The following is a 23,876-nucleotide window of genomic DNA, read 5'->3' as shown; positions in this document are numbered from 1 at the left end:
GATGCCCCGTCCCACCGCCGTCTTCGCCTCCGGCCAGCTGCTCACCGTCGATTGCTGGGCGCCCCAGGCGGTGGCCCTGGCCGACGACTACGATCTGCGTTTCGCCGACCACACCCGGGACGAGACCATCGCAGGCATGGGGGCCCGCTTGCTGGATGAAGCGCCGGACCGCTTTCACCTGGTCGCCCACGCCATGGGCGGCTTCACCGCCTTCGAGGTCCTGCGCCGGGCGCCGGAGCGGGTGATCAGCCTCACGCTCATCGCCACCCTGGCCCCCAACGACGGCCCGGCCCAGACGGAGCGTCGCCAGGGCTATATCCGCCTGGTGGAGGACGGCCGGTTCGTCGAGGTGGTGGAAGAGCGTATCCCCATCCTGGTCCACCCCGCGCGCCGCGAAGACGCGCCGCTGTTGACCGTGGTGCGCCGGATGGCCGCCGACACCGGCGCCGAGACCTTCCTGCGCCAGCAGCGCGCGATCATGACCCGTCCGGACAGCCGCCCCTCGCTGAGCGCGATCCGCGTCCCGACCCTGGTCATCCGCGGCGCCCAGGACGGGATCACCACCCCAGCCCACGTGGACGAAATCGTCGGCGAAATTCCAAATGCCCGCTTCGAGGAGGTCCCCGACTGCGGCCACCTGCCCACCCTGGAAAAGCCCCAGACCACCAACCGCCTGCTTGCCGCCTGGCTGGCCGAACGGGGCTGAATGGCCGCGGCGGTCAGGCCTTGCGCAGGCGGTTGTGCATGGCCGTCGCCGCGATCGCCGCCTCGCCGGCGGCCACCGCGATCTGGTTCAGGCCCCGCACGACATCGCCGACAGCATAGAGGCCGTCGACGCTCGTCATCTGGTGCGAGTCCACCACAAGGTCGCCCCTGTCGTCCTGGCCGGCGCCGAGCGCGAGGGCGAGGGCAGTCTGACTCGCACAGCCGAGGGCCAGGTACAGGTGGTCGAAGCGCGTTTCACCGCCGGCGTCCGATAGCCGCACCTGGTCGCCCTCGAACTGCAGGTCGGAAAGGGAGATGCGCGCTGCGTCGGAAGGCGCCTCCTCGGCCTCGCCCACGATCAGGACCGTAACGTTCGGGCTGTAGGTGCGCAGGAAGTCCGCCTCCCTCTGGGCCAGCGGCCCGGCGCCCAGTACTGCGATCTTCGCGCCCGTGGCCTCATAGGCGTCGCAGATGGGACACATGCGGACTTGACCCCTTTTGATCGCAGCCTCCAGACCCGGCACGTCGGGCAGACGATCGACCACGCCCGTCGCGAGCAGGGCCGTGGGCGCCTCGAACCACACGCCGCCGACCTCCAGCTGAAATCCCTCGGGGATGGGCTGGAGCCGTTCCACGCGGCCGGGGCGGATGACGGCGCCATACTCCTCCGCCTGGTCCCGCAGCCGGGCCAGCAGCTCGTCCCCGCCGATGCCTCGCGGGAAGCCAGGGGTGTTGTGGCTTTCTGGGATCCAGGTGGCGCGCGAGGGGCCGCCGTCCAACACCAGCACGCGGCGGCGGAACCGACCGAGGTAGGTTGCGGCCGTGAGCCCGCCCGGGCCCGCGCCCACGACGACGGCCTCGTAACGTTCGGGGGCTGGCGAGGCGTCCATTCCCCTGCAAACGCATGGCGAAGCTGTTGGTGGCGCCCTGGCTACCGGGGCCGCGACACCCCATCTACGACAAGCGCCGCCGGGCGCGTGCCGCCAGCCAAGCGGTCGATCCCTCTCGGCGCGGCGCCGCTGCGAGGTCTCATGAGCCCACCTGCCTCAAAACTCCGCGCTGCTGCGCGGATGGCCCCCGTCGGAGGGCGCTGACGCGATGCTTACCCGCGACATGAAATCGGCCGCCTACAACACGCGCGCCGCCGAAGCGACCGCGCTCGCCGAAACCTGCGTCCTGGACAATGTGCGCGAGAAGCACGAGCTGTCGGCCGCCCGCTGGCGCGCCCTGGCGGCCTTGAACGAGCGGGACGTCCCGCAGGCCCGCGGCCAGGAGATTTCCGACCGGGCCTGCTCGCGGCCTGGCTGATGGAAGAGGCCTGAGGCTCAACCACCCTCGAGCGCGGCGATCACCTCCGCATTCCCGGTCCGGCGCGCCCGGGCCAGGGGCGTAACCCCGTCTGCGCCCGCCCGATCTCTGCGCGCGCCCTTCGCTAGCAGCGCGCGGACGATCTCCGCGCGCCCATCTTGGGGCAGTGCGGCCCACGACGGCGCCCGGTCCACGGCATAGTCCAGCGCCGAATAGCGGCCGCCGTTGACGGCGTTCGGATTGGCGCCGGCCTGCAGGAGGATCTGCACCACGTCCACGGCGCCGGCCTCGGCCGCCTGCATCAGCGGCGTCATGCTGGTGGGCCCCAGCCGCATCAGGACATCAAGCCCCACGCCCCGGGCGGCGATCGCGCGCAACACGTCCAGCGCCGCTGCCCTCCGGGCCGGTTCCGGCGCCTCGTCGCGCCCGAGCAAGGCCACGCCGTTCATGGCGAAGAATGCGGCGCTCACGGCGTTCCCGCCATTCGGGCCCGGGGCCGCGGGATCGGCGCCAAGGTCGAGCAGCGCGCGCACCGCGCGCGCCTTTCCCGACATTGCTGCGATCGCGAGCGGCGAGCCGTTTTCCCCGACGGCGCGCGGATCGGCGCCGGCCCGGATGGCCCCGGCGATGGCCCCCGGATCGTCTTGCAAGATGGCCACGCGCAGCGCTGCGTCGGTCTGCGCGGTCGCAGGGGCGGCGAGCGTGAGGCTCAACGCCAGGGCCGCTGAGGCGAGCAAGGTCTTGTGCATGTCACTTCCGCCCGTAGAACGTCACCGCCCGCCGCGCCGCCGCGTCGTAGTAGAATAGCGCCTGTTCCGCCGCCTCCTCCCCCTCGCCACTGCGGGTCACGCGAAGGTAGGTCGCCCAGTGGCCGTAGGCGTTGCGGCAATGGGTGTCGCGTTCGTTGATGGCGCTGGAGAAGCGGAAGGTCGAATAGTTCTCCAGTGTATAGCCGGCGCAGGCGGCCTCGGCGGATAGCCATTCCAGGCGACCGTGCGTGGCCATGAGGCGCTCCGACAGGCTCGGCTCCCTCGGCGGCGCAGTCGCGCCGGCATAGGCCCCTTCCCGCACCTGTTGCTCGATCTCGTCGGCCTGCTTGAGCATCTGGGCCTGCTGTTCGGCCGGCAGCTTGTCCTTCAGCTGCTCGACGCTGGCGCGAATTTTCTGGGCCGTGGCCAGCATCTGATCGGCCGTGGTCTCGGCGAAGACGGGCGTCGGCCCCAGCAGGACGAGCGTCAGGGCCAGCAAGGGGACGAAACGCGAGGCGGGCATTCGAAGGTGTTCTCCGGTGAAGCGTGGGAACTCCTTTTACGGCGTAACAGTGGATTCGGACGAGGCGGCTTGGCGCGGCCTATCCCGCCAGCTCCCGCCGCACTATCGCCGCGCCGTCCGACATCGCCTTCAGCTTGCCGAACGCGACCGCCCGGCTCTGGTACTTCATCCCGCAATCGGGGGCGACGATCAGGCGCTCGGCGTCGATATACGGCAGCGCGCGGCGGATGCGCTGGGCCACGGTCTCGGCGCCCTCGACGTTGGGGTCGTTCAGGTCGATGACCCCATACATGATGTGCTTGGTCGGCAGTTCGCGCAGGATCTGCGGATCCAGGTTCGGCTGGGCGGCCTCGATGGAGATGATGTCCACGTCCGAGGCTTCCAGCTCCTCGAGGAAGGCATAGCCGCCGGGCTTGGACGCCCCCTGGTGGACGTGCGCATAGCCGAAGCAGATGTGCAGGGCGGTGATCCCGCCTACGCCCTTCACCGCCCGGTTGATCGCCTCGATGGCGAAGCTGCGCGCTTCTTCGGCCTTGGCCTGCAGATAGGGCTCGTCAAGCTGGACGATGTCGCAGCCGGCGGCGAACAGGTCGCGCATCTCGGCGTTGACCGCGTCCGCATAGTCGAGCGCCAGGCTGCGCGCGTCCGTATAGTGATCGTTCTGCGCCTGCTGGGTCATGGTGAAGGGGCCGGGGATGGTGATCTTCACCGGCCCGCCCGCCCGCGCCTTCAGGAACGCCGCATCCTGAGCCTCGATGGGCCCGAGACGCCGGATCGGCCCGGCCACCCGCGGCACTGGGTTCATGGCGCCCGTGCGATCCATGGCCATTCCCGGCGGGTCCGTCTCGATCCCGCCCAGGGCCGTGGCCAGGCGGTTCGAATAGCTCTCCCGCCGCATCTCGCCGTCGCCCACGATGTCGATGCCCGCCAGCTTCTGGTCGCTGATCGCCACCAGAGTCGCCGCCTCCTGCGCGTCGGCCAGTTCGCGCGGGTCCTTGATCCGCCAGAGCTCCTGCGCCCGCACGCGTGGCGGAAGCCGGCTTTTCAGACCCTCCCGATCGATCAGCCAATCCGGCTGGGGATAGCTGCCGACGATGGTCGTGGGCAGCAGCGGCAGGCCGGGAAGCAGCATGAGGGGTTCCAAAAGATTAGCATTCTATCTATTGCGTAGGCAGAGGCTCCAAGCCTGTCAATGAAGCCGGGGTGGCGATTGCCGCGCCCGGGCCGCGGTGGAATGGTCGAGGTATGAGCGACACCAAATTCTACGCCGACCCGACCAACAGCATCGGCTATCTGACCCGCATCGCCTTCCGGGCCTTCTCCCGGGCGCTGGAGGTGCGTACGGCGCCGCATGGCGTCTCCAGCGGCCAGTGGCGGTTCCTGCGGGTGCTGTGGCGAGAGGATGGCCTCACCCAGCGCGAGCTTTCCCGCCGCGTCGGCATGCGCGAGCCCACCACCGTGATCGCGCTCAAGAGCCTCGAGCGCTCGGGCTTCGTCACTCGCCAGAAGAGCGTCGAGGACCGGCGCAAGGTCCATGTCTTCCTGACCTCGCAGGCCCAGGCCCTGGAGGCGGTGCTGCTGCCCGCGGTCGCCGAGGTCAATGCCCTGGCCCTGGCCGGCCTGACCCCGGCTGAGATCGACGTCCTGCGCAAGGCCCTCACCCAAGTCGGCCGCAACCTCGCCGCCGACGTCGGCGAAGACGTCCCCTCGGATTCCGCCGCGTGATGGAACTCTCATGACCGTCAAGCTCCTCGCTTTTGCCGGCAGCACCCGCAACGGATCGTTCAACCAGGCCCTGCTCGCCCTGGCGGTGAAGGAGGCGCGTGCGCGCGGCGCGGAGGTGACCGAGATCAGGCTGAAGGACTTCGCCCTGCCGCTCTACGACGGCGACCTGGAGGTGTCCGACTTTCCCCCTGCGGCGCGGGAGCTGAAGGCCCTCTTCCGCGCCCACCACGGTTTCCTGATCGCCACGCCGGAATACAACGGCTCGGTCAGCGGCGTGCTGAAGAACGCCATCGACTGGGCGTCGCGGCCGACCGACGGCGAGACCCTGGTGGCGTTGAGCGCCTTCCGGGGCAAGGTGGCGGGGTTGATGGCCGCCTCGATCAGCCCGTTCGGCGGTCTGCGCGGTATCACCCACATGCGCCAGATCCTGGGGACCATCCAGACGGTGGTGGCGACGGAGCAGGTGCTGGTGCCGTTCGCCCACGGCACCTTCGACGAGAACTGGGCGCTGAAGGAGGCCCTGCCGGCGCAGCTTTTGGGCGGGCTTGCGGCGCGGGTGATCGAGCTGGCGAAGAGGTTGGAGCCGCCGGTGGGATAGGGCGGGCCCGCGCATGATCGAAAGCTCGTTCCTGGATGACGTCTGAAGCCTCAGCCGCCGCCGACGGCCTGGGTCGCGGTCAGGAACCAGGTGAGGAGAACGCCGCAGAGGAGCGCGCCGGGCAGCGTGTCGCGCGTCATGCGGGTCGTCGCGACCGCCAGGATAGAAACCAGGACCATGGCCGCGAGCAGTGGGATCGCGACGATCACCCGCAGGCCTTCTGTCGGCGAGAGCAGCGCGCCTGTGGCGAGCAAGGTCCCGTACTGGAGGGCGAGGAAGAGGGCGAGCGGCGCTGCGAGGACGCCTGCCGTGAAGACGACGGCGCGCCAGGCGGGGCCCCACGCCAGCGGGCGCAGCGCGTCGACCATCCTCAACGTCATCACCGCATAGAACAGGAAGGCCGGAAGATAGACGAGGAAGTCGCGCCACCGGCCCGGCTCCAACGGGCGCCAGCTCAGGATCCAGAACTGCGGATCCACGTGGCCGACGGCATCGGCCACGCCGATGACGGCATAGAGACCTCCGGCGACCAGGATCGCCAGCCCTAACGCGCGCCAGAAGCCTCTCAGATCGGAAGAGGCCAGGCGTCCGCCCAGCTTCAGGGCCAGGAGCGCGAGCAGCGCGTTGAAGAGTGACCACACCGCAATCTGATTGCTGAAGGTCTGCCGGAAGACCGCGTTCTCGCCCAGCCATTGCTCGGCCAGGCGCATGACCGGCAGATACGCCAGGACGGGAACTGCCGCGACCGCCGCCAACTGGGTCCATCGCTTGCCGGAGCCGGCCGGCGGCGGCGGCGCGGCGGCGTCCCGCGCCAAAGGCGCGAACGGGGCCACGCGGAGCAGCACGCCGAAGAGGCCGATCAGCACCGGCGCGGTCGCCAGGAGCGCGAGCGCGGTGGCCGCCTCCTTGTAGGGCCAGATCTGGTCCCGAGACGCCAACGACCGCTCCCCTTCCAGGGTGCGGCCGAACCACGCGAGCGCGAAGCCGATCGCGGCCGGCGATTGATGCATCCCGGCGTGGATCGCCTGCGGCGTCTCCAGCACGCGGGCCGTTCCGGCTTCGATATCGCCGTACACGCGTCCGGGCGCCACCGGCGCCTGCACGCCGAACAGGGCCATCGCCTTACGGGTTGCGCCGATGCGGACCGGCGCTTCCGGCCCCCACATGAAGCTGCCGAACTCGTCGTACGCGCCGAACACGACCATTAGATTGCGCGGGAACCGGGTGTCGCCGGGCGGCGCGAAGGGCGGCCCCACGCTCGAGCCTTCCAGCACCATCGCGCGATAGCCGTCGGGATAGGCCTTCGCGGCGGCGAGCACCGTCCAGCCGCCCATGCTGTGGCCTTCAAGGCCGATGTTGTCGCGGTCGACGTACGGCAGGCGCCGGAGGAACGCGAGCGCGTCCGGCCCGCCGAAGCCGTCCGAGAAGGCGGCCGGGTCGCTGCCCCCGTGACCCCGCTGGTCCGGCGCCAGCACGACATATCCCCGCCGCGCGAACTCGATGGCGAAGTTCGACTGGATTTCCGCGGAGTTCAGGTAGCCGTGAACCGCGAGGATGCCGGGCGCGGGCGTCTCCGGCGTCGCCGAGGCGGGGCGATAGAGAAGCGCGCGCATCCGCGCGCCGGACGCGCCCTGGAAGCGCACCGCCTCGACGCTGACCCCCTGTGGCGCCTGCAGCCGCGCCGCCGCCGCCAGGGCTGCCGCCATGAAGATCAGGCCCGCCACAAGCATCGCGAGCGACCCACGCAGGCCGCCCGCGCTCCGGCCATCCGTCATCGTCAGAACTTCAGGCTGGCGTCGACGCCGAAGCGCCGCGGATACGGGACCGTCGTGAAGAACGTCGCCGTCCCCTGGTCGGTCCCCGCCCCGGTGGGAACCTCGTTCTCGGTGAGGTTCTTGCCCCAGACGCCGATCTCGTAGCGGCCGGCGCGGTCCCGATAGGCGATGCGCGCGTTCACCTCGGTGAACGCCTTGGCGTACTGCAACGACTCCGGAAACGTGTCCCGGTTGAAGGCGCTGAAGTACTGGCCCGACTTGTGCGCCAGGTCGCCGTGGAAAAGGACCTCCCCGGCATCGCCCACGGGCGCGGTGTAGTCGGCGGACACGTTGAGGCTGAGCTTCGGCGACTCGATCAGCCGGTTGCCGGAGAGGTCGATGCCCGACAGCACCAGCTTCGTGTACTTCGTGTCCAGCAAGCCGACGCCGGCGTTCACTTTGACGCGATCGGTGATGCGGGCCGTCAGTTCGGCCTCGAGCCCGTTCAGCCGCGCACTGCCGGCGTTCACCAGCTGGGTCTCGGTCAGCGAGATCGAGTTGATGAACTGCTGGTCTGTGAACTTGTAGTGGAACGCGGCGAGGTTCAGCAGGACCCGGCGATCCAGAAGCTCGGTCTTCAGCCCCGCCTCCCACGCGTCCAGGAACTCGGGCTTGGCGACGTTCAGGTCGCCCGGAAAGGCCACTGCGCCGCCATTGAAGCCGCTGCTGCGGTAGCCTCGCGCATACTGGGCGTACCCCATGACGTCGGGGTTGAACTGGTAGCGCAGGCCGAGACGCCCGCTGGGCTTGGTTTCGCTGTAGCGCAGGTCGGTGGACGGGATTCCCAGGCCCGGGATGTTGATGATCGACTGGAAATCGTCGAGCCGGCCCTTCTCCTTCGTCAGGCGCAGACCGCCGTAGATCGTGAGCTTCGACGTCGCCTCGAACGTGCCGTCGGCATAGGCGGCATAGCTGTCCCGCACCTGGCGGAAGGTCTGGTTCGCCGTGAAGCCGCCGCCGAACTGCAGGATCCGGAACACGCTGTCGAGCTCGTCGCGGAAGTAGTACAGGCCGGCGATCATATTGAACGGGCCGGCGAGGTTCGTGGCCAGGCGCAGGTCCTGGCTGTACTCCTTCGCATCGGCGACGAAATCGAGGTGCAGAAGCGGCGCGCCGGTCCCGTCGCCGTCCACCTCGTTCAGGAAGTGGCCGTCCAGGTATGAGGAGATTGACGTCAGGGTGACCGCGCCAAGATCCTTGTTCAGCGTCAGGTAGGCGCCGTCCCCGCGAACCCGGATGCGGCCTTGCCGGTCGTAGACCCCCTCGTGCGCCGACAGCCGGGCGCCGGTGGCGGGATCGATCCGCGGATCGGCGCCGAAGGCGTTCGTCCCGCCCGGCCCGAAGCCGTAGGTGATGGGACCTACGGCGTCCGGCGAGCTGCGGGTCAGGAAGAGCCGAAGGGTCGCGTCGAAACCAGCGCCGTCGTCGTAGCGCAACGAGGCCCGGAGCGCGGTCTTGTCGATGCTCGACTTGTCGCGCCCGCCGGGAAAGCGGTTCTTCACGAACCCATCGCTCTCCGCGAGATTGAACGCGACGCGCGCGGCCAGCTTTCCGGGGACCAGTTCTGCGTTCAGCGCGCCATCGATGCGGTAGTCCTGGTTGTCGCCATACTCGGCCGCGACGTAACCCTCGTTCCCGAAGACCGGCGCCTTGGTGATGAAGCTGACGGCGCCGCCGACGGTCTCCTTCCCGAACAGGGTTCCCTGCGGCCCGCGCAGCACCTCGACGCGCTGAATGTCGTAGAGTTGCGCCCCGCCGAGGAAGGACGACCTCACGAACACCTCATCGTAGAAGACGCCGGTCGGCGACGAGGCGTTGAGCTGGAACTGCGACTGGGCCACGCCGCGAATGGCGAACTTCGGCTGGTCCTCGTTGCCCAGCACCGAGACGTTCAGGTTCGGCGACTGCCGCGCGATCTCGGCGCCGCTGGCCATCTGCAGGCCGCCAAGCGCATCGCCTTCCAGGGCCGTGATGGCGATCGGCACGTCCTGCAGGTTCTGGGCGCGCTTCTGGGCGGTGACGATGATCTCCCCCAGCTCGGTCGGCGCCCGATCCTGGGCCGCTGCGGCCGTCGCGACGGCGAACGCCGCCGACGACACGCCGGCGAGTAGCATGAGCCGCATATGGGCTTCCCCCTCTTGGTCTGCTCGCTCGGCTCGGGCCGAGACTCTTGCTGGCAGCGAGACTGGGGTCGGGGCGGAAGGGAAAAAAGGAATCGCTTTTGAGCGGTTTGGCGCCCGATGCGGACGAGAGTATGTTATGTGACATAACAGACGGGGCGGCGCGATGAGCGACGGAAAGGCAAGCGGTCTGGAAGCGGCGCGGCCGCTTCGGCCGCAGGCCGTCCAGGCGCGGTCCTGGACGCTGTTCGGGGAGATCGTCGGCGACGGCGGGCGCGCCCGCTCGCGAGGCATCGAGCTCGCCGATGAGATCGAGACCTACATCACGGCCTCCCGCCTGAACGGCGGGGATCGCCTGGGAACCGAGCGGGAGCTTTCGCGGCAATTCGCGGCAAGCGGCCGAATCATGCGCCAGGCCAGCCGCACACTGCTGGCCCGCGGGGCGGTCGAGGCTCGACGGGGCAAGGCCGGGGGCTACGTCGTGGCCCCGGGCGACGAAGCGCGGGCTATCGAGGCGTTCGTGGGCGCCCTGCCCGGCGGCGAGGCGCGCCGCCAAGCCGTCGAGGCGCTCGAAGCCCTGGCGCCCGGCCTCGAGCACGAGCGCGGAACGGCCGCCACATTCGCACGCGCCGTCCTCGTTCGCTTGGCGACCGACGAGCGCCCGCCCCCGGCGCCGCACTGCGCCGTGAGGGCCGAGAGCATCGCGGCCCGGATCGAGGCGGACCTCGACTCGTGGCTCTCCGGCGCGCAAGGCGGCGGCGCGGGCGTTCTCGACGCCATGTCGGAGCACTATGCCGCCAGCCTCCCCGTAGTCGTCCAGGCCATTCGGCTTCTGGAGGACGGCGGCGTCCTCTGGCTCAGGAAAGGACGCCGCGGCGGCATTCTCGCCAGCGCGGACCGCTCGGCGGGGGCTGTGCGGGTGGCGCACGCCTACTTCGCATCGCGCGCCGTCTCGGTGGATGCGTGCGACCGCATGGTGCGCCTCGTGAACATCGCGCTCATCGACCGGGCCATTCACACGCCCGCCGCGCCGGCGGATCCAGTCGACGAGGCCTGGGGGCGCATGCGGGACGCGGCGGACGCCACAGCGGTGGGGATGCAATGGTTTACGCTCCAGCGAACGATCTCCGACCTCGCCGCCAATACTCCGCTCCACCTGCTCGCCAGGTGCTTCGCCGCGTACGTCGTGCGGTGGCGGACCTCCCGGGCGGACTTGACCGACGCCCAGGCCCGCACGCTGGCGCAGGCCAGCGCCGAGATCGTCGGCAACATCCATGTCGGACGTGGCGGGAGCAGCGCAGCCGCCCACCACCTCTGCCAGGAGGCGCTGAGGTTCAGTTGGTGACGCGGTCGGGAGGCTCGTCGACCGAATAGTCGGCGCGAGGTCGTCGGCCGATGATCTGAAGGATCGACGACGCGGACGCCGGATGGGTCTGCGCACAGTTGATCAGCCGATCGGCGCCGAGCGGAGCCGGGGCTTCGTCCTTCTGACAGCGTTGCCAAGTCGTGGCGCGTCGGGCTGACGGTCGCCGGCGCCTCCGCGCCCTTGATGGGGAATTCGCATGCCCAGAACCGGCGCGCCTCCCGCGGGTGATCATCCGCGCGCTGGGCAAGGCCAAGGCCGGGGCGGTGGTGAAGCCGCCGGTCGAACTGCTCGACATTTATCGACCTCGAAGCCGATCCCAAGGAGCGCCGCAACCTTGTCGACGACCCGGCCCACAGGAGGACCGTGGCCGAGCTGAAGACGCCGCTGCCGCGTGAGACGGTCGAGTCGCGGGGGGGGCCGCGCTCTACTACGACCGCGCGGAGGGTGTCGCGACGTCCGTGCCCTATGGGCCCAAGGGCGCCCGGGCCGGCGATACGCCCAAGCCCGGTCCCGAAGTTCCGGCGATGCGGGTGGACGGAGGCGGCTAGCGCCGCACGATGCAGCGGAAGCCGATGTGCGAGGTCGGACTGTCAATCGGCTGCGGATGGCGCGCGGCGGGCCGGTAGCGCTGGCAGTAGTTTTCGGCGCAGAGGTGCGAGCCGCCCTTCAGGACCTTGCGCGGGATGCGCACGTGCGGCGTGGCCGGGTCGTAGCTCTCGTGCTCGGCGACGGTGCGGGCGCGGGCCGGCGCGCAACAGGAGGGTCCGGGCTCGGCGGTGGTGTCCGAGTACCAGTCCCTCGTCCACTCCCAGACGTTGCCGATCATGTCGTGGAGGCCGAAGCCGTTGGGTGGGAAGGCCCCGACGGGCGAGGTGCGGAGATAGCCGTCGGCCAGCGTGTTCTCATTCGGGAAACCGCCCTGCCAGTAGTTGGCCTGCGGCCGGCCATCCGGCTCGAAGACGTCGCCCCAGGCGTATGCCTCGCCCTCGCGTCCCCCGCGCGCGGCGTACTCCCATTCGGCTTCGGTGGGCAGGGTCTTGCCGGCCCAGCGGGCATAGGCCAGCGCATCGCCATAGGCGACCTGGACCACAGGATGGTCGAGGATGTCGTCGACGCCGCTGTCCGGCCCCAGCGGGCGACGCCAGTCGGCGCCGAAGACGAAGGTCCACCAGCGTGACGGATCGTCGGTCCCCGTGGGCGGATCGGGGGGCATGAAGACCGCCGAGCCGGCGACCGCCATCTCGGGCGGCATGCCGGGATAGTCGCGCGGCTCAGGCGCGATCTCGGCGAAGGTGCGATAGCCGGTGGCGGCGACGAAGGCCGCAAACTGGCGGTTCGTGACCGGATGCTCGTCGATCCAGAAATCGCCCACCTCGGCGCGTCGACGCGGCCGCTCCTCAGGGTAGTGGCTTTCCGACCCCATGGTGAAGCCGCCGCCGCGGAGGAGCTTCATGCCCGCAAGCTTGGAGCGGCGGGGCGGCTTCGGTCTGGACAGCAGGGACATCGCGGCCTTGTGGAATGGGGATCCGGAGAAAAGAGCCTGACGCGGTTCGGCGCAAGCGCCTGGCCTGAGCGGCCCGCCACCGCCAGCGCGAATATAGTTGATTTGACAACGTTGTCTCATTTCGTATTCCTGAGCGGCTGTCGCGGTGGGAACAACAGGTTCCGTCGGGCGCGCGACCACTCTGGAGGCGGAATGACAGACGGGCGAACGTGCGGATGGCGGCGCATGGCGGGCGCGGCGTCGCTCGCAATGGCCTTGGCGCTGGGGTGGGGCGATGCAAAGGCCCAAACGCCGCCGGCGAAGCCCCCAAACATGATCTTCGTGCTGGTCGACGACCTACGCTACGACGCACTGGGCTTCCTGACGCCTGGCCTGAAGACGCCGAATATCGACTTCATGGCGAAGAACGGAACGTACTTCCCGAACGCGGTGGTGACCTCGGCGCTGTGCTCGCCCAGCCGCGCCACCATCCTGACCGGGCAGACGACGCGCAACCACGGCGTCGTGGACAACAACAATTCGTCCGAAGCCGCGCTGACCTTCTTCCCGAAGCACCTGCAGGGCACGAACTACCAGACGGCCTTCGTGGGCAAGTGGCACATGGGCCAGTCCAGCGACGCGCCGCGGCCCGGCTTCGACCGTTGGGTGAGCTTCCTCGGCCAGGGCAGCTACCTGCCCACGGATGGCCTTTCGAAGGAGGAGGTCGCCGCGGGCGTGCGGCAGACGCTGAACGTCGACGGCAAGCCGGTCCCGCAAAAGGGCTACATCACCGATGAGCTGACGGACTACGCCATCGACTGGATGGAGAACGGCCGTGACAGGTCGAAACCGTTCTTCCTCTACCTGTCGCACAAGGCGGTCCACTCGGACACGCGGGGGCCCGACCGCAACGCAGAACTCTACAAGGACCTCGACATCAGATTGCCGGCCAGCGCGGCCGACACGCCGGAGAACAACCGCGGCAAGCCGATGTGGGTGCGCAACCAGCGCAACAGCTGGCACGGTGTCGACTTCGCCTACAACCGCGACACGCCGTTCAGGGAGTATCTGCGCGAGTACTACCGCACGGTCACGGGCGTCGACGACAGCATGGGCCGGATCCTTGCGTTCCTGCGCAAGAGCGGACTCGAGAAGAACACCATCGTGGTCTTCTACAGCGACAACGGCTTCCTGTTCGGCGACCACGGCCTGATCGACAAGCGCAACGCCTACGAGGGGTCGATCAAGGTGCCGATGGTGGCCTATGCGCCGGGGCTCGTGCCCAAGGGCGTGGTCAACCCGGTTCGGGTCAGCAACCTGGATCTCGCGCCCACCTTCCTGGAGCTCGCCGGCGCCCCGCGGCCGCCGCAGTTCGAGGGCCAAAGCGTCGCTCCGGTCATGACCGGCAAGGTCAAGCCGGGCGACTGGAAGGAAAACGATTTCATCTACGAGTACTACTGGGAATGGACGTTCCCGATGACGCCCACGACCTTCGCGATCGAGCGCGGGCGGGTGAAGTACATCCAGTACCACGGGATCTGGGACATCGAGGAGTTGTACGACCTCGAGAAGGATCCGCTCGAGATGAACAACCTCATCGACGATCCGGCCTACCTCGAGCAGAAGGTGGAGCTGCGCAAGCGGCTGTTCGCGGCCCTCGCGAACAACAAGGGCCAGCACGTGGTGCCCTACACCGAGAAGTATGCCCAGGGTCAGGTGTTCCGGAACCTGCAGGGCCGCGAGGCCGCCGACTTCCCGGCCGAATGGCTCCGCAAAGGCGACGCGCCGGACATCATGCACGGGCTGTTTCCGGACACGCGAGAGAAGGTCGAAGCCGAAAAGGCGGGGCGGCGCTACTTTCCGCTCCGAAACTCCGGCCGCAACCGCTGACAGCCGGGGCTAGCGTGGGCGTGAGGCGACGCCGGGATCGCGGATCAACCGGCCCTTGAGCGTCGGGGAAGCCGTCGCGCCGGGATCGGTCGCGTCGCGGGCCAGGCGCACCTCGTAGCGGCCGCCGGCGTACGAACGAATAGACAACGTTGTCAACGGGGTCGCGCCGAGAGTGCGACATTGCGAGATGACAGCGGTGGTACTACCCACCATTAGGTAGGCCGCGACCCGCTGGAGAGAGCCGACGCATGCCATCGAGAGCCCGTCGCGACAGACCACCGACGATCATCGAAGTGGCCAAGCTGGCGGGCGTTTCCTTCAAGACCGTGGCGCGGGTGGTGAACGGCGAGAGCGGTGTCCGACCCGAGAAGCGCGAGGCGGTCCATCGCGCGATGAAGATGGTGGGTTACGTCCCCAACCTGATGGCGCGCCAGCTCTCCGGGCAACGCACCTTCCTGGTGGGCTTCGCCGTCCGCGCGTCGCCACAGCTGCGAACGTCGCACGCCTACATCGCGGCCGCCATGGAGGGCGCTCTGGGCCGTTGCCGCGAGGCCGGCTACAGCCTGATCGTGGACGAAATCCCGGAAGGTCGCGGCGAAGAGGTGGCGCTGCGGCTGCGCTCCCTGCGTGTCGCTGGGGTCGTCTTGCCGCCGCCCCTGTCGCGCAGTTCACAGGCGATCGCTGCCCTGGCCGCACAGGACATCCCTTACGTCCTCATCTCGCCCGAAGTGGGCGACACCCCGGGCGCGACAGTACGCATGGACGATCGCGGCGCGGCGTTTGCGATGACGCAACGGCTTCTTGAGCTCGGCCATCGGAGGATCGGGTTCGTCGGCGCTCCCGATTGGCCGGCGTCGCGTCGTCGGCGGGAGGGACATTTGCAGGCGCTTCAAGCAGCCGGCGTCGCGCGCGACGCGCGGCTCGAGGCGGAGGGCGACTTCACCTTCCAGTCCGGTGAGGCGGCGGCCGCGCAGCTCCTGGCGCTGCAGGAACCGCCGACGGCGATCTTCGCAGCGAACGACGACATGGCGCTGGGCGTCATGGCCGTCGCCGCCGAGCTTGGGCTGGGCGTGCCCGCCGACCTGTCGGTCGCGGGCTTCGACGACAGCCCCTCGGCCGCCCTCGTGCGACCGGGGCTGACCACGGTGCGCCAGCCCATTGCCGAGATGGCCGCCGCTGCCGTGTCCCTGCTGCTGGACCCTACGGGATTTCAGGCGGCGACGGATATTTCCCTCGACTTCGAACTCGTGGAAAGGGGCTCGGTCGCACGGGCATCCCGCTAGATGCGGGGGAGCAGCGTCTGGAGAGCTGCGAAGGCGCGAATCATGCCCAGGTCCGCGCTGCCACGCGCTTCCTCTAGCCTGCTAGCCCTCGACGAGCCGCACGCGGGTCCCGCAGAGGACCACCTCGCCATCGGCGTCCACGGCGCCGCGGGCCTGGGCGCGGGCGAAGACGGCCACGGGGTCGCGAACCTTCACGTCGAAGGCGCGCAGGCCCTCGCCGCGGCCGTCCTCAGCCTTCACGAAGCGGATCTCGCCGCCGTCGAGGGCAAGGCTGAGGCCGTCCGGCCGCGCCGGCAGCCCCAGGACCTCGCCCCAGCGCATGGCCATGGCGGGCGGATCGTCCGCCTGGACCTCGGCGCCGACGATCTCCAGCGAGGTGTCGGTGTTCACATTGGCCTGCCAGTCGGGGCCGCCCCATTCCCACCGCTCGCGCGGCTCCATCCAGTCCACCGAGACGATGGCGCCGCCCACGTCCTTGGGATGCAGATGGGTGAAGGAGACCCCCTTGCCGTCGAACTGGTCGGCGATCCGGACGCCCTTCTCCGCCACGCGGGCCCGCGCGCCCGCTAGGTCGTCGGTCTGCAGGATCACCATGTAGCCGCCGTCGCCCTGGCGCTTTTCCAGCAGCCGGCCGGCGGTCGTGCCCTCACGGGTCGGGGAGACCACCTCCAGGAAGGTGTCGCCCACCGGCCAGACGGCGTTGTGCAGGCCGTACTTGCCGACGCCCGGATCGGCGTAGGCGGCGCCCAGCCCCAGCACGTCCACGATCTCCGCCCGCGCGGCCTCCAGGTCCTGGCCCACCAGGGCGATCTGCCGAAGCCGCATCGTCGTCCTCCCGCTTTTCGTTGGCGCGAACTAGAGGCGCCGCCCGGATGACGGTCAAGCGGCCAGGCCCTATCGTCTGCGCCAACCAACAACGGAGGGACCCCGCCATGGCCGACATCGACACCGGCACGACCGACCTGCTCGCCACCCTGGACGGCGGGGTGCTGACGCTGATGCTCAACCGGCCGGATGCGCGGAACGCCATGTCCGGCGAGATGAACGACGCCCTGGCCAAGACCCTGGCCTGGGCCGAGCTGGACGGGGCGGTGAAGGCCATCGTGCTGACGGGCGCCGGCAAGGGGTTCTGCGCCGGCGGTGACGTGAAAGGCATGAACAGCCGCAACGAGGGCGGCGGCGATGGGGGTGGGATCGACGCGGCCATCCACCGCCAGCGGGTGAACCAGCGCGCCACCGCGGGAAAGCTGTTCAAGATGCCCAAGCCGACCCTGGCAGCCCTGCCCGGCGCGGCGGCCGGCGCGGGCTTCAGCCTGGCCCTGGCCTGCGACCTGCGGATCATGGCCTCCAGCGCGATCATGACCACCGCCTTCGCCAAGGTCGGCTTCTCGGGCGACTACGGCGGGACCTATTTCCTGACCCAGCTGGTGGGTTCGGCCAAGGCGCGGGAGCTCTACTACCTGTCGGACCGGATCGGGGCGGACGAGGCCCTGCGGCTAGGGCTGACCAACTGGGTCTGCGAGTTCGACGAGCTGCAGGCCCGCGCCCAGGAGATCGCCCGACGGCTCGCAAACGGGCCGACCATCGCCTACCGCTACATGAAGGAGAACCTGAACCGCGCCATGGCCGGCGACGTGGACGACTGCCTGGACCTGGAAGCCACCCACCACGTCCACTGCGGCCAGACCGCCGACCACAAGGAAGCGGCCAAGGCCTTCGTCGAGAAACGCGAGCCGGTGTTCACGGGGCGCTGAGCGCGTTCACGTCCAGGCGCTTGTAGGGCTCGTCATCCCAGGGCGGATGTCCGGAGGCGAAGGCTCGCCGTCGCGACCTGAACGTCCGAGATCGGCGCCTGGGCCAAGACGTGCTTTCGACCCTTAGCGGACGTTCAGAAGGTAGCGGTCGTCAGAACGAGCACGCATGGGCCGCGCCCAGTTGCTGCCAGAGGAAGAAGCCGAAGAAAGCAAATGGGATCGCCGACGCGATCCACTGAGCATTGCTCTGAGTGTAGACGAACCGCGCCCATAGCAAGAGCCAAACCAGCGCCACAACCAGCTGGAACCAGTAGTAAGGGGCGTTCTCAGGTGCGTATGCCTGAAGACGGTAGGGAAGTTGGCCGTCCAAAGCACGACCTCGCCAGTAGCACCATTTACCTGCCAGCCCAGCACCAGCCCAAGCACCAAGGAGGCTGAGGCCCGCACTCTGCCAACGCCACCGACCGCCGGAAGGCGTGGAAATCTCGCTCATCATGGTCCCCCGTGCGCCGTGAGAGTGGCGCAGTGAGCGACCGCAATCCACCCTCCAAGGCCATCTATGATGTCCGCTCTCAGGCAACCTGCCGAAGGTCCGGTTCGGGGGGCGGCGCCGGTGACGTAGCTCGAGCCTTAGCGGACCGTTCACCCAGCGCCCGGATCATCTTGGGATGCGGGTTCGCATCGACATGCCGATATTTTCGTCCCCCGGTGACGCTTGGGGCTGTGCAAACGGAGATGTGGACATTCCGGAGCTGCCTGCTGATGGCGGATGTCTGGAGCTGCCGATGACGTCAGCGGAGCTTGAAGAGCTCGGAATGCCGTCCGCCATGTTGGTGTGGTCGGTTGTCACTTACGACGATGGCTCAAAAGGCATCCTGCTTGATGGGGTCGTTGCGGAAGACTCCACAACTGCGGCCCGGATCGCGCAGATTCTCGAAGAGGAGTTTGGCCTCTTCGTCGATGAGTACGACCATACGCCATTCCCCCATGAGGAACTGCGCGCCGCCCTCGAAGCCTATGGCGCGTCTGGCTATGTGCCCACGAGCGACACTTGGCTCAGTATCTATGGAAGGTTGCGTGAGGCAACCGTGCTTCGCGTCAGCTCCGAGGGCGCCAATCTGCGTATTGAGATTGACGATCACTGGGCTAGCGAACGCGGTGACTATCCCGCTCAGCCAGGTTCATTTGTGTTTATCGCGGCAGACCGCAGCGCGACGGAATTGGGTTCGATCGTCGGCAAGCAGGTGAGGGAAGCCGGTATGCCTGAGCGGGATCTCATGGTGTTTGAGCTCGACGGTCACGCCGACGTCTCGGTCCGCGCGCGTTGTATCGTTTGGGTGCGCCGCGATTTGCGTAGCGCCTAAGCGGCGAAGTCCATAAGCCATCCGTCTCTGACGTTCACAACCTCGGTTGGCGGGCGGGTGTAGAGCGTTCCGTTCCGGCGGCTCGCCAGGATGTAGACCGCGATGAAGGCATCCTGCCCGACCATCGTTGGAAGTCTGGCCGTCGGACGATCAGGTGCGGGCGGGGGCGAGCTCAGGTGTGCGCGGCCCGGCAATCGTCATCCGGGGCCCGGGGCGTGGTCCATTTCCGGCCAAGTGTCCGTCGCTTCGGGACGTCCTGCCAGTGGGTGCTTTCGACCCTCCGAAGACGTTGGCAAGGTCTCCTTGGCGGCAGGCTGTTTGCTGCTAGCTTGGGCTTATGCGAATGGTCCTCTTCGGAACTGCGGCCCTGCTCTGCTTTGGCGGCTGCACGCCCAAAGAGCGCCATCAGAGCGACGTTGCACAACAGATTGAGGCACGCTTGAGCGAGCGGTCTGCCTCAACGTTTGCCGTCAGGACACTGGTTCAAGGCGGAGCAGACGGGGTGGTCTGCGGCTATGCGGAAGAAGTTGGAGGGGTTGGATTTCCACAACCGATCCCATTCGTGTTCAGTGACGGCGCCGTTACGCTTCGGGATGACGACCTTGAAGCATTCAATCGAGCGCAACGTAGCTGCGGCCCCGGTTGGGTCAGCCCGAGAGACGTGAACGGGATATCGTAAGGCCCGCTGTCCACCCCGGCCCGACGTTGCGAACGTCCGCATCGGGGTCCAAGGTTGGATGTCAGCTACTAGGCCGAGAGCCACCTGGCGAAACCGACCGTCGGCGGACGCCAACCCTCGCACCTCACCTCCGTCATCCCGGGTCTCCGCGCTCTGGCGAGCGCTACGCCCGGGATGACGATCAGGATGAGGCGCCTTCAGAACACCGACCAGCGCATGCGGGCGGCGAGGCGCTCCAGGGCCAGGGTTCCGACCTGGGAGTTGCCGACGGCGTTGAGGCCGGGCGACCAGACCGCCACGGCGGCGACGTCGGGGACGATGGTGAGGATGCCGCCGCCGACGCCGCTCTTGCCCGGCAGGCCCACCTGGAAGGCGAACTCGCCCGAGGCGTCGTAGTGGCCGCAGGTCATCATGATGGCGTTGATCCGCCGCGCATGCTCTGGGCTGATCACCACCTCGCCGGTGAGGGGATCGACGCCCTCCTTGGCCAGGAACAGGCCTGCGCGGGCGAGCTGGCGGCAGGTGATCCGCAGGGAGCATTGGTGGAAGTAGGTCTGCAGCACGTCCTCCACCGGACTGTGCAGGTTGTCGAACCCCTTCATGAAGTTGGCGAGGCTGTAGTTGCGATAGCCGGTGGCGGCCTCGGACGTGGCCACCTCCTTGTCGACATCGATGGTGTCGGCGCCGGCCAGGCGGCGCAGGGTGTCGCGGATGTCGTCCACCGCCTCGCCCAGGGTGCGGCCGGCCAGCACCGCGTCGGTCACCACGATGGCGCCGGCGTTGATGAAGGGATTGCGGGGCACGCCACCCTCCGCCTCCAGCTGGACGATGGAGTTGAAGCGGGATCCCGACGGCTCGCGCCCCACCCGCACCCACAGGCTCTCGCCCATCCGCTGGAGCGCCATGGTCAGGGTGAAGACCTTGGAGATGCTCTGGATGGAGAACGGCAGCCAGGCGTCGCCGTATTCGGCCATCTCCCCGTCGCAGGTGATCACCGCCAGGCCGAAGCGGTTGGCGTCCACCCTGGCCAGAGCGGGGATGTAGTCGGCGACCTTGCCCTCGCCCCGGTGCGCGTCGGCGATCTCCTTGCCGACCGTGGCGACGATCTGGGCGAGGGTCTCGGTCGACATGGGGTTTGGACCTTGGCGCTAGAACACAGCTTTCAGGCTGACCACGGCCCGGCTGCCGTAGATGTCGCCGAAGCGGTGCTTGTCGGTGTCGTGATAGCGCAGATCAAGGCCGAGGTGATCGGTGAGCGCATAGCCCACGCCGACGTTCCAGGTGGTGTAGTCGCCGGCGCCGTCCACCTGCTGGCGGCCGAGGGCGGCGCTGAACGAGACCTTGATGGTCGGCGAGTACGAGCCGTTGACCTCATAGTAGAGGGCGTGGTCGACGCCCCCGTAATAGTTCGGCGAATAGTAGGCCTGGGCGCCCAGTGTCGCCGGGCCGAGGGGCACGCTGCCGGCGGCCTTGAACTCGACGTAGTCGAGGTCCGCCCCCGGGCCCTGGTCGGTGTAGCCGTAGTAGAGGACGCCCAGGTCCAGCGAGACCACGCCCAGGGTCGGGGTGAAGCCGGCGTAGAGGTCGAACTCCAGGTCCGTGGAGTCGCCGAAGTCGACGTTGGAGGCCCAGACGCCGGCGTAGAATTGCCCGGCCGAGACGTCGGCGCCGCCGAACACCTGCGAATCCTCGTCGGTCTGGCTCACGCCCCGGAACACATAGTCGCTGGCGACGCCGAGGTTGAACTCGAAGCTCGGCGCTGCCTGGGCTGCGGCGGGGCCGGCGAGGGCGAGCGCGGCGGCAGCGAAGAGCGCGGTGCGGAGGGTCATGCCTGATCCTTGGGAAATCCGGGCGCCAATGAGCACGCGATTCACTTAACGGGAGCTTGGCGTCAGGCCGGAAGCAGCATCTCGGTGAAGTCGCCGCGCATGCAGTGGTTCGAGCTCATGGACGCGCCATAGCCGCCGGCGTTGATCAGGGCGATGGCGTCGCCTTCGCGCAGCTCGGGCATGGGGTGGTCGGCGGCCCAGACGTCGAGGGCCTCGTTGATGTTGCCGGCCACGGTGACGGGCCGCCAGGTCGAGACGTCGAAGCTGCGGGGCGCGCAGGCCACCGGCTCGCAGGGCAGGCCGTAGTAGGCGGGCTCGGGGGCGAGGTTGAAGCCGCCGTCCACGCTGACGAAGGTGACGTCGCGCTTGCGCTCCACCTCCACCACGCCCAGCAGCAGGACGCCCGCGTCCTTGACGAGGTAGTCCCCCGGCTCGACCGCGACGGTGACGCCCCGGCCCGCAAAGCGGCGCGCGAGGATCGCCGCCCATCGCGACAGGTCTAGCGGCGCATCGCCCGCGCGGTGCGGGAGGCCCAGGCCACCGCCCACGTTCACCGTGCGCACGTCGGGCAGATCGTCCAGAAAGGCCAGGCCCGCCCCCACCGCCGCGTCCCAGGCGTCGAGCTCGCGGGTGAGGTAGCCGCAGCCCACGTGGAAGTGCAGGCTGGTGATGGAAAGGCCGTGCGCCTTCGCCATGGCCAGGGCCTCCGGCCACTGCTGGCGGTAGATCCCGAACTTGGTGGCCGCCTCGCCCGCGTAGGTCAGCTTCTCGGCGCCGGCGTAGCCCGTCCCCCGCTCCGGATTCACCCGCACGCCGATGGCGCGGCCGGGCGCGCGCGCGCCGATGCGGCGGATCTGGCCCACCGAGTCGCAGTTGATGGTGAGGTCCGGCTGGGCCAGCAGGCGGTCCAGGTCGCGGTTCGACACCGCCGTGCCGGTGAAGCTGATGTCCGCCGCCGCAAAGCCGCAGGCCAGGGCGCGCTCCATCTCGGCCGGCGAACAGACATCGACGCCGCAGCGGCCGGCGCGGGCCAGGCTCTGCAGCAGCGGCTCGAACCGGTTGGCCTTCATGGCGTAGTAGATCCGGGTCGGCAGGCCGGTCTGCGCCAGGGCGGCCTGGAGCCGGGCGAGGCTCGCATGCACCCGCGCCTCACTGTAGACATGCAGCGGTCCCGAAGCGGTCGCCGCCAGGGCGGCCAGGTCGCGTCCGGCCAGGTGAAGCCGCCCGTCGCGATAGGCCAGGTCGTCCCGCGTCCACCAGAACCCGGACGCCGCCACGGCCGGCGCGGCGCTCATGGCTTCAACGCGGCGAGATAGGTGCGGCCTTCCGCGTTGGGCGCCTCGGCCCGCCCGGTGATCCAGTGGCGGCAGGTGGGCGCGCCGCAATGGCAGGCGAACTGGCGGTAGAGCACGTCCTCGGTCTCGGCGTAGTCGATGGTCAGGAGGTCTCCGGCGCGGATGTCGCGCAGGGCCACGACCTGCGAGGCGGCCATGTCCAGCCGGCAGTCCGGCGCGCAGCTGTGCGACAGGAAGCCGATGATCTCAGTGTCGTAGATGTGCAGTCCGGGGCTGACCTGGAGGCTGTGCTGTTTGAGCTCGGGCCCGATCACGCCGGTGAAGCGGTGGATCACCTCGCCCTTGCGCCGCGGGACCAGCGTGCGCACGCCGAGCCCGTATTCGGAATCGGTGTCGCAGACCTGCAGCGTGTCGTCCGGCTGTACGCCGGCGTGGGAAGATTCAGCGGGTGTCGGCATGGGGCCCTAGGATGGCTCGTCGGCGCTCTGTCGAGAGGGTGGCGCAAAGCTCTTCGAAAACCGCAAACGATTGTGCTTACCGTCGCGCCGATAGTCGACGTGGTCCATCAGCTTGCGAACCAGGTGAATCCCCAGCCCCCCGATCTCGCGCGCCTCGATCGACAGGGTGGTGTCGGGCGCCTCGGCCGCCAGCGGATCGAAGGGCGGGCCGTCGTCGACGACGCTGACGCTGACCTGGCCGCCGGCGATCCTGACCGAGACCTCCACCGCGGACGCGCCGCCATGGCCCACCACGTTGCTGACGATCTCGTCGGCGGCGATCAGGATGGAACTGGCGACCGCGGGCGGCACGTCCCGCGCCGCCAGCGCCGCCTCGAACGCGTCGAGGAGCGCGGAGAGGCCCGCGCCGCCATCCGGGAGCGAATAGGAGAAGTCGGCTTCCATATCGCTCGCCCGATCCGGGGCCTTGCGGGGACTCACGGTTGCCAGTCTAGTCGCGCGGCGAATTATCTCAACGGCCGCGGCGACGGCGGGAACGCGAGGCGCCCCAGATGCAGATCAAGGAAGAAAACCGCGGCGGCGTGCTCCTGCTCTCGGTGTCCGGCCGGCTGGATTCCGGCACGGCCGGCGACCTGGAGGCGGTGCTGCCCGCCCGCGTCCAGGACAACGAGAAGATCGTCCTGAGCCTCGTCGAGACGCCCTACGTCAGCTCCGCCGGCCTGCGGGTGCTGCTAATCGGCGCCAAGGCGGCACGGAGCAAGGGCCATCGGCTGGTGCTGTCCGGCCTCTCGGACTCGGTGCGCGAGGTGTTCGACATCTCGGGCTTTTCCAGCATCTTCGCCATCGAGGCGGACGTGGACTCAGCCCTGGCCAGCCTGGGCTGAAGCCGGCGTCACCACCGCCAGCAGGCCGTCGGGCCTGAGCAGGGCCGCC

General features: G+C 69.0%; 24 protein-coding genes. 10 read left to right on the top strand and 14 right to left on the bottom strand.

The features are described 5' to 3' along the window. Position 1: 1 nt before the first annotated feature. A complete protein-coding gene (locus AX721_RS08625) occupies positions 2-706 on the top strand; it encodes an alpha/beta fold hydrolase (RefSeq protein WP_068875606.1) in 705 nt (234 codons plus the stop codon). Positions 707-719: 13 nt separating this feature from the next. On the opposite strand, the gene AX721_RS08620 is transcribed toward AX721_RS08625, so the two are convergent. Beyond that, on the bottom strand, positions 720-1,595 hold the full coding sequence (locus tag AX721_RS08620) for an NAD(P)/FAD-dependent oxidoreductase (RefSeq protein WP_068875605.1): 876 nt from the start codon (positions 1,593-1,595) through the stop codon (positions 720-722). Between the two features lie 208 nt (positions 1,596-1,803). Between AX721_RS08620 and AX721_RS08615 the strand changes: the two genes are divergently transcribed. Next, positions 1,804-2,013, top strand: a complete 210-nt coding sequence (locus tag AX721_RS08615; RefSeq protein WP_068875604.1) for a hypothetical protein — start codon at positions 1,804-1,806, stop codon at positions 2,011-2,013. 17 nt (positions 2,014-2,030) lie between these two features. On the opposite strand, the gene AX721_RS08610 is transcribed toward AX721_RS08615, so the two are convergent. From AX721_RS08610 to AX721_RS08600, 3 genes are all read right to left on the bottom strand, one after another. After that, complete coding sequence (locus AX721_RS08610; protein WP_068875603.1) at positions 2,031-2,762, bottom strand: ankyrin repeat domain-containing protein; 732 nt, start codon at positions 2,760-2,762, stop codon at positions 2,031-2,033. Between the two features lies 1 nt (position 2,763). Continuing rightward, positions 2,764-3,285, bottom strand: coding sequence for a hypothetical protein (locus AX721_RS08605; protein WP_068875602.1), 522 nt, complete (start codon positions 3,283-3,285; stop codon positions 2,764-2,766). A 79-nt stretch (positions 3,286-3,364) separates the two neighbouring features. After that, positions 3,365-4,417, bottom strand: coding sequence for a 5-methyltetrahydropteroyltriglutamate--homocysteine methyltransferase (locus tag AX721_RS08600; RefSeq protein WP_068875601.1), 1,053 nt, complete (start codon positions 4,415-4,417; stop codon positions 3,365-3,367). Positions 4,418-4,530: 113 nt separating this feature from the next. Here AX721_RS08600 and AX721_RS08595 point away from each other — a divergent pair, with 113 nt between their 5' ends. Both AX721_RS08595 and AX721_RS08590 read left to right on the top strand, forming a co-directional pair. Next, positions 4,531-5,010: a MarR family winged helix-turn-helix transcriptional regulator gene (locus AX721_RS08595; protein WP_068875600.1), complete on the top strand. Its 480-nt coding sequence runs from the start codon at positions 4,531-4,533 to the stop codon at positions 5,008-5,010. Positions 5,011-5,020: 10 nt separating this feature from the next. Further along, positions 5,021-5,608, top strand: coding sequence for an NADPH-dependent FMN reductase (locus AX721_RS08590; RefSeq protein WP_068875599.1), 588 nt, complete (start codon positions 5,021-5,023; stop codon positions 5,606-5,608). Between the two features lie 50 nt (positions 5,609-5,658). Here AX721_RS08590 and AX721_RS08585 read toward each other — a convergent pair whose 3' ends face one another. Both AX721_RS08585 and AX721_RS08580 read right to left on the bottom strand, forming a co-directional pair. Continuing rightward, the gene (locus AX721_RS08585; RefSeq protein ID WP_068875598.1) at positions 5,659-7,383 is read right to left on the bottom strand and encodes a S9 family peptidase; all 1,725 of its coding nucleotides are present in this window, start codon (positions 7,381-7,383) and stop codon (positions 5,659-5,661) included. A gap of 2 nt (positions 7,384-7,385) precedes the next feature. Next, a complete protein-coding gene (locus tag AX721_RS08580) occupies positions 7,386-9,545 on the bottom strand; it encodes a TonB-dependent receptor (RefSeq protein WP_068875597.1) in 2,160 nt (719 codons plus the stop codon). A 163-nt stretch (positions 9,546-9,708) separates the two neighbouring features. On the opposite strand from AX721_RS08580, the gene AX721_RS08575 reads away from it, so the two are divergent. Beyond that, entirely contained in the window at positions 9,709-10,887 is a 1,179-nt protein-coding gene (locus AX721_RS08575) for a GntR family transcriptional regulator (protein WP_068875596.1), read from the top strand. Between the two features lie 565 nt (positions 10,888-11,452). On the opposite strand, the gene AX721_RS08570 is transcribed toward AX721_RS08575, so the two are convergent. Then, positions 11,453-12,361, bottom strand: coding sequence for a formylglycine-generating enzyme family protein (locus AX721_RS08570; RefSeq protein ID WP_068875637.1), 909 nt, complete (start codon positions 12,359-12,361; stop codon positions 11,453-11,455). Positions 12,362-12,724: 363 nt separating this feature from the next. Between AX721_RS08570 and AX721_RS08565 the strand changes: the two genes are divergently transcribed. Together AX721_RS08565 and AX721_RS08560 are read left to right on the top strand one after the other, a co-directional pair. Continuing rightward, complete coding sequence (locus AX721_RS08565) at positions 12,725-14,281, top strand: sulfatase (protein ID WP_197422508.1); 1,557 nt, start codon at positions 12,725-12,727, stop codon at positions 14,279-14,281. A gap of 248 nt (positions 14,282-14,529) precedes the next feature. Continuing rightward, positions 14,530-15,564, top strand: coding sequence for a LacI family DNA-binding transcriptional regulator (locus AX721_RS08560; RefSeq protein ID WP_082765494.1), 1,035 nt, complete (start codon positions 14,530-14,532; stop codon positions 15,562-15,564). Between the two features lie 81 nt (positions 15,565-15,645). On the opposite strand, the gene AX721_RS08555 is transcribed toward AX721_RS08560, so the two are convergent. Further along, the gene (locus AX721_RS08555) at positions 15,646-16,389 is read right to left on the bottom strand and encodes a VOC family protein (RefSeq protein ID WP_068875593.1); all 744 of its coding nucleotides are present in this window, start codon (positions 16,387-16,389) and stop codon (positions 15,646-15,648) included. Positions 16,390-16,496: 107 nt separating this feature from the next. Between AX721_RS08555 and AX721_RS08550 the strand changes: the two genes are divergently transcribed. Then, entirely contained in the window at positions 16,497-17,318 is an 822-nt protein-coding gene (locus AX721_RS08550; protein ID WP_068875592.1) for an enoyl-CoA hydratase, read from the top strand. 151 nt (positions 17,319-17,469) lie between these two features. Here AX721_RS08550 and AX721_RS27310 read toward each other — a convergent pair whose 3' ends face one another. Further along, the gene (locus AX721_RS27310) at positions 17,470-17,814 is read right to left on the bottom strand and encodes a hypothetical protein (RefSeq protein ID WP_156467081.1); all 345 of its coding nucleotides are present in this window, start codon (positions 17,812-17,814) and stop codon (positions 17,470-17,472) included. Between the two features lie 172 nt (positions 17,815-17,986). Here AX721_RS27310 and AX721_RS08540 point away from each other — a divergent pair, with 172 nt between their 5' ends. Beyond that, on the top strand, positions 17,987-18,682 hold the full coding sequence (locus tag AX721_RS08540; protein ID WP_156467080.1) for a hypothetical protein: 696 nt from the start codon (positions 17,987-17,989) through the stop codon (positions 18,680-18,682). Between the two features lie 876 nt (positions 18,683-19,558). On the opposite strand, the gene AX721_RS08535 is transcribed toward AX721_RS08540, so the two are convergent. From AX721_RS08535 to AX721_RS08515, 5 genes are all read right to left on the bottom strand, one after another. Next, positions 19,559-20,491, bottom strand: coding sequence for a glutaminase (locus tag AX721_RS08535; protein WP_082765493.1), 933 nt, complete (start codon positions 20,489-20,491; stop codon positions 19,559-19,561). An 18-nt stretch (positions 20,492-20,509) separates the two neighbouring features. Then, entirely contained in the window at positions 20,510-21,190 is a 681-nt protein-coding gene (locus tag AX721_RS08530) for a TorF family putative porin (protein ID WP_068875589.1), read from the bottom strand. Between the two features lie 62 nt (positions 21,191-21,252). Continuing rightward, positions 21,253-22,485, bottom strand: coding sequence for a diaminopimelate decarboxylase (locus AX721_RS08525; protein ID WP_068875588.1), 1,233 nt, complete (start codon positions 22,483-22,485; stop codon positions 21,253-21,255). Continuing rightward, on the bottom strand, positions 22,482-22,943 hold the full coding sequence (locus AX721_RS08520) for an SET domain-containing protein-lysine N-methyltransferase (RefSeq protein WP_068875587.1): 462 nt from the start codon (positions 22,941-22,943) through the stop codon (positions 22,482-22,484). Before AX721_RS08520 ends, AX721_RS08525 begins: the two co-directional genes overlap by 4 nt. 6 nt (positions 22,944-22,949) lie before the next feature. Continuing rightward, on the bottom strand, positions 22,950-23,387 hold the full coding sequence (locus AX721_RS08515; RefSeq protein WP_068875586.1) for an ATP-binding protein: 438 nt from the start codon (positions 23,385-23,387) through the stop codon (positions 22,950-22,952). A 107-nt stretch (positions 23,388-23,494) separates the two neighbouring features. Here AX721_RS08515 and AX721_RS08510 point away from each other — a divergent pair, with 107 nt between their 5' ends. Beyond that, positions 23,495-23,827, top strand: a complete 333-nt coding sequence (locus AX721_RS08510) for an STAS domain-containing protein (protein WP_068875585.1) — start codon at positions 23,495-23,497, stop codon at positions 23,825-23,827. Positions 23,828-23,876: the final 49 nt, after the last annotated feature.

Origin of the sequence: Phenylobacterium sp. CCH9-H3 (assembly GCF_001557235.1) — a bacterium.
Lineage (GTDB): Bacteria > Pseudomonadota > Alphaproteobacteria > Caulobacterales > Caulobacteraceae > Phenylobacterium.
Note: the sequence above shows the minus strand (reverse complement) of the source record. Positions and strands in the feature narration are given on the sequence as shown.

Coding starts and splice junctions, on each gene's coding strand:
- AX721_RS08575 (WP_068875596.1), top strand. CDS start 9,709: ATGAGCGACGGAAAGGCAAGCGGTCTGGAAGCGGCGCGGCCGCTTCGG.
- AX721_RS08540 (WP_156467080.1), top strand. CDS start 17,987: ATGCGGGTTCGCATCGACATGCCGATATTTTCGTCCCCCGGTGACGCT.
- AX721_RS08530 (WP_068875589.1), bottom strand. CDS start 21,190: ATGACCCTCCGCACCGCGCTCTTCGCTGCCGCCGCGCTCGCCCTCGCC.
- AX721_RS08570 (WP_068875637.1), bottom strand. CDS start 12,361: ATGAAGCTCCTCCGCGGCGGCGGCTTCACCATGGGGTCGGAAAGCCAC.
- AX721_RS08590 (WP_068875599.1), top strand. CDS start 5,021: ATGACCGTCAAGCTCCTCGCTTTTGCCGGCAGCACCCGCAACGGATCG.
- AX721_RS08510 (WP_068875585.1), top strand. CDS start 23,495: ATGCAGATCAAGGAAGAAAACCGCGGCGGCGTGCTCCTGCTCTCGGTG.
- AX721_RS08565 (WP_197422508.1), top strand. CDS start 12,725: ATGATCTTCGTGCTGGTCGACGACCTACGCTACGACGCACTGGGCTTC.
- AX721_RS08585 (WP_068875598.1), bottom strand. CDS start 7,383: ATGACGGATGGCCGGAGCGCGGGCGGCCTGCGTGGGTCGCTCGCGATG.
- AX721_RS08605 (WP_068875602.1), bottom strand. CDS start 3,285: ATGCCCGCCTCGCGTTTCGTCCCCTTGCTGGCCCTGACGCTCGTCCTG.
- AX721_RS08615 (WP_068875604.1), top strand. CDS start 1,804: ATGCTTACCCGCGACATGAAATCGGCCGCCTACAACACGCGCGCCGCC.
- AX721_RS08610 (WP_068875603.1), bottom strand. CDS start 2,762: ATGCACAAGACCTTGCTCGCCTCAGCGGCCCTGGCGTTGAGCCTCACG.
- AX721_RS08580 (WP_068875597.1), bottom strand. CDS start 9,545: ATGCGGCTCATGCTACTCGCCGGCGTGTCGTCGGCGGCGTTCGCCGTC.
- AX721_RS08555 (WP_068875593.1), bottom strand. CDS start 16,389: ATGCGGCTTCGGCAGATCGCCCTGGTGGGCCAGGACCTGGAGGCCGCG.
- AX721_RS08595 (WP_068875600.1), top strand. CDS start 4,531: ATGAGCGACACCAAATTCTACGCCGACCCGACCAACAGCATCGGCTAT.
- AX721_RS08520 (WP_068875587.1), bottom strand. CDS start 22,943: ATGCCGACACCCGCTGAATCTTCCCACGCCGGCGTACAGCCGGACGAC.
- AX721_RS08535 (WP_082765493.1), bottom strand. CDS start 20,491: ATGTCGACCGAGACCCTCGCCCAGATCGTCGCCACGGTCGGCAAGGAG.
- AX721_RS08600 (WP_068875601.1), bottom strand. CDS start 4,417: ATGCTGCTTCCCGGCCTGCCGCTGCTGCCCACGACCATCGTCGGCAGC.
- AX721_RS08525 (WP_068875588.1), bottom strand. CDS start 22,485: ATGAGCGCCGCGCCGGCCGTGGCGGCGTCCGGGTTCTGGTGGACGCGG.
- AX721_RS08515 (WP_068875586.1), bottom strand. CDS start 23,387: ATGGAAGCCGACTTCTCCTATTCGCTCCCGGATGGCGGCGCGGGCCTC.
- AX721_RS27310 (WP_156467081.1), bottom strand. CDS start 17,814: ATGATGAGCGAGATTTCCACGCCTTCCGGCGGTCGGTGGCGTTGGCAG.
- AX721_RS08560 (WP_082765494.1), top strand. CDS start 14,530: ATGCCATCGAGAGCCCGTCGCGACAGACCACCGACGATCATCGAAGTG.
- AX721_RS08620 (WP_068875605.1), bottom strand. CDS start 1,595: ATGGACGCCTCGCCAGCCCCCGAACGTTACGAGGCCGTCGTCGTGGGC.
- AX721_RS08625 (WP_068875606.1), top strand. CDS start 2: ATGCCCCGTCCCACCGCCGTCTTCGCCTCCGGCCAGCTGCTCACCGTC.
- AX721_RS08550 (WP_068875592.1), top strand. CDS start 16,497: ATGGCCGACATCGACACCGGCACGACCGACCTGCTCGCCACCCTGGAC.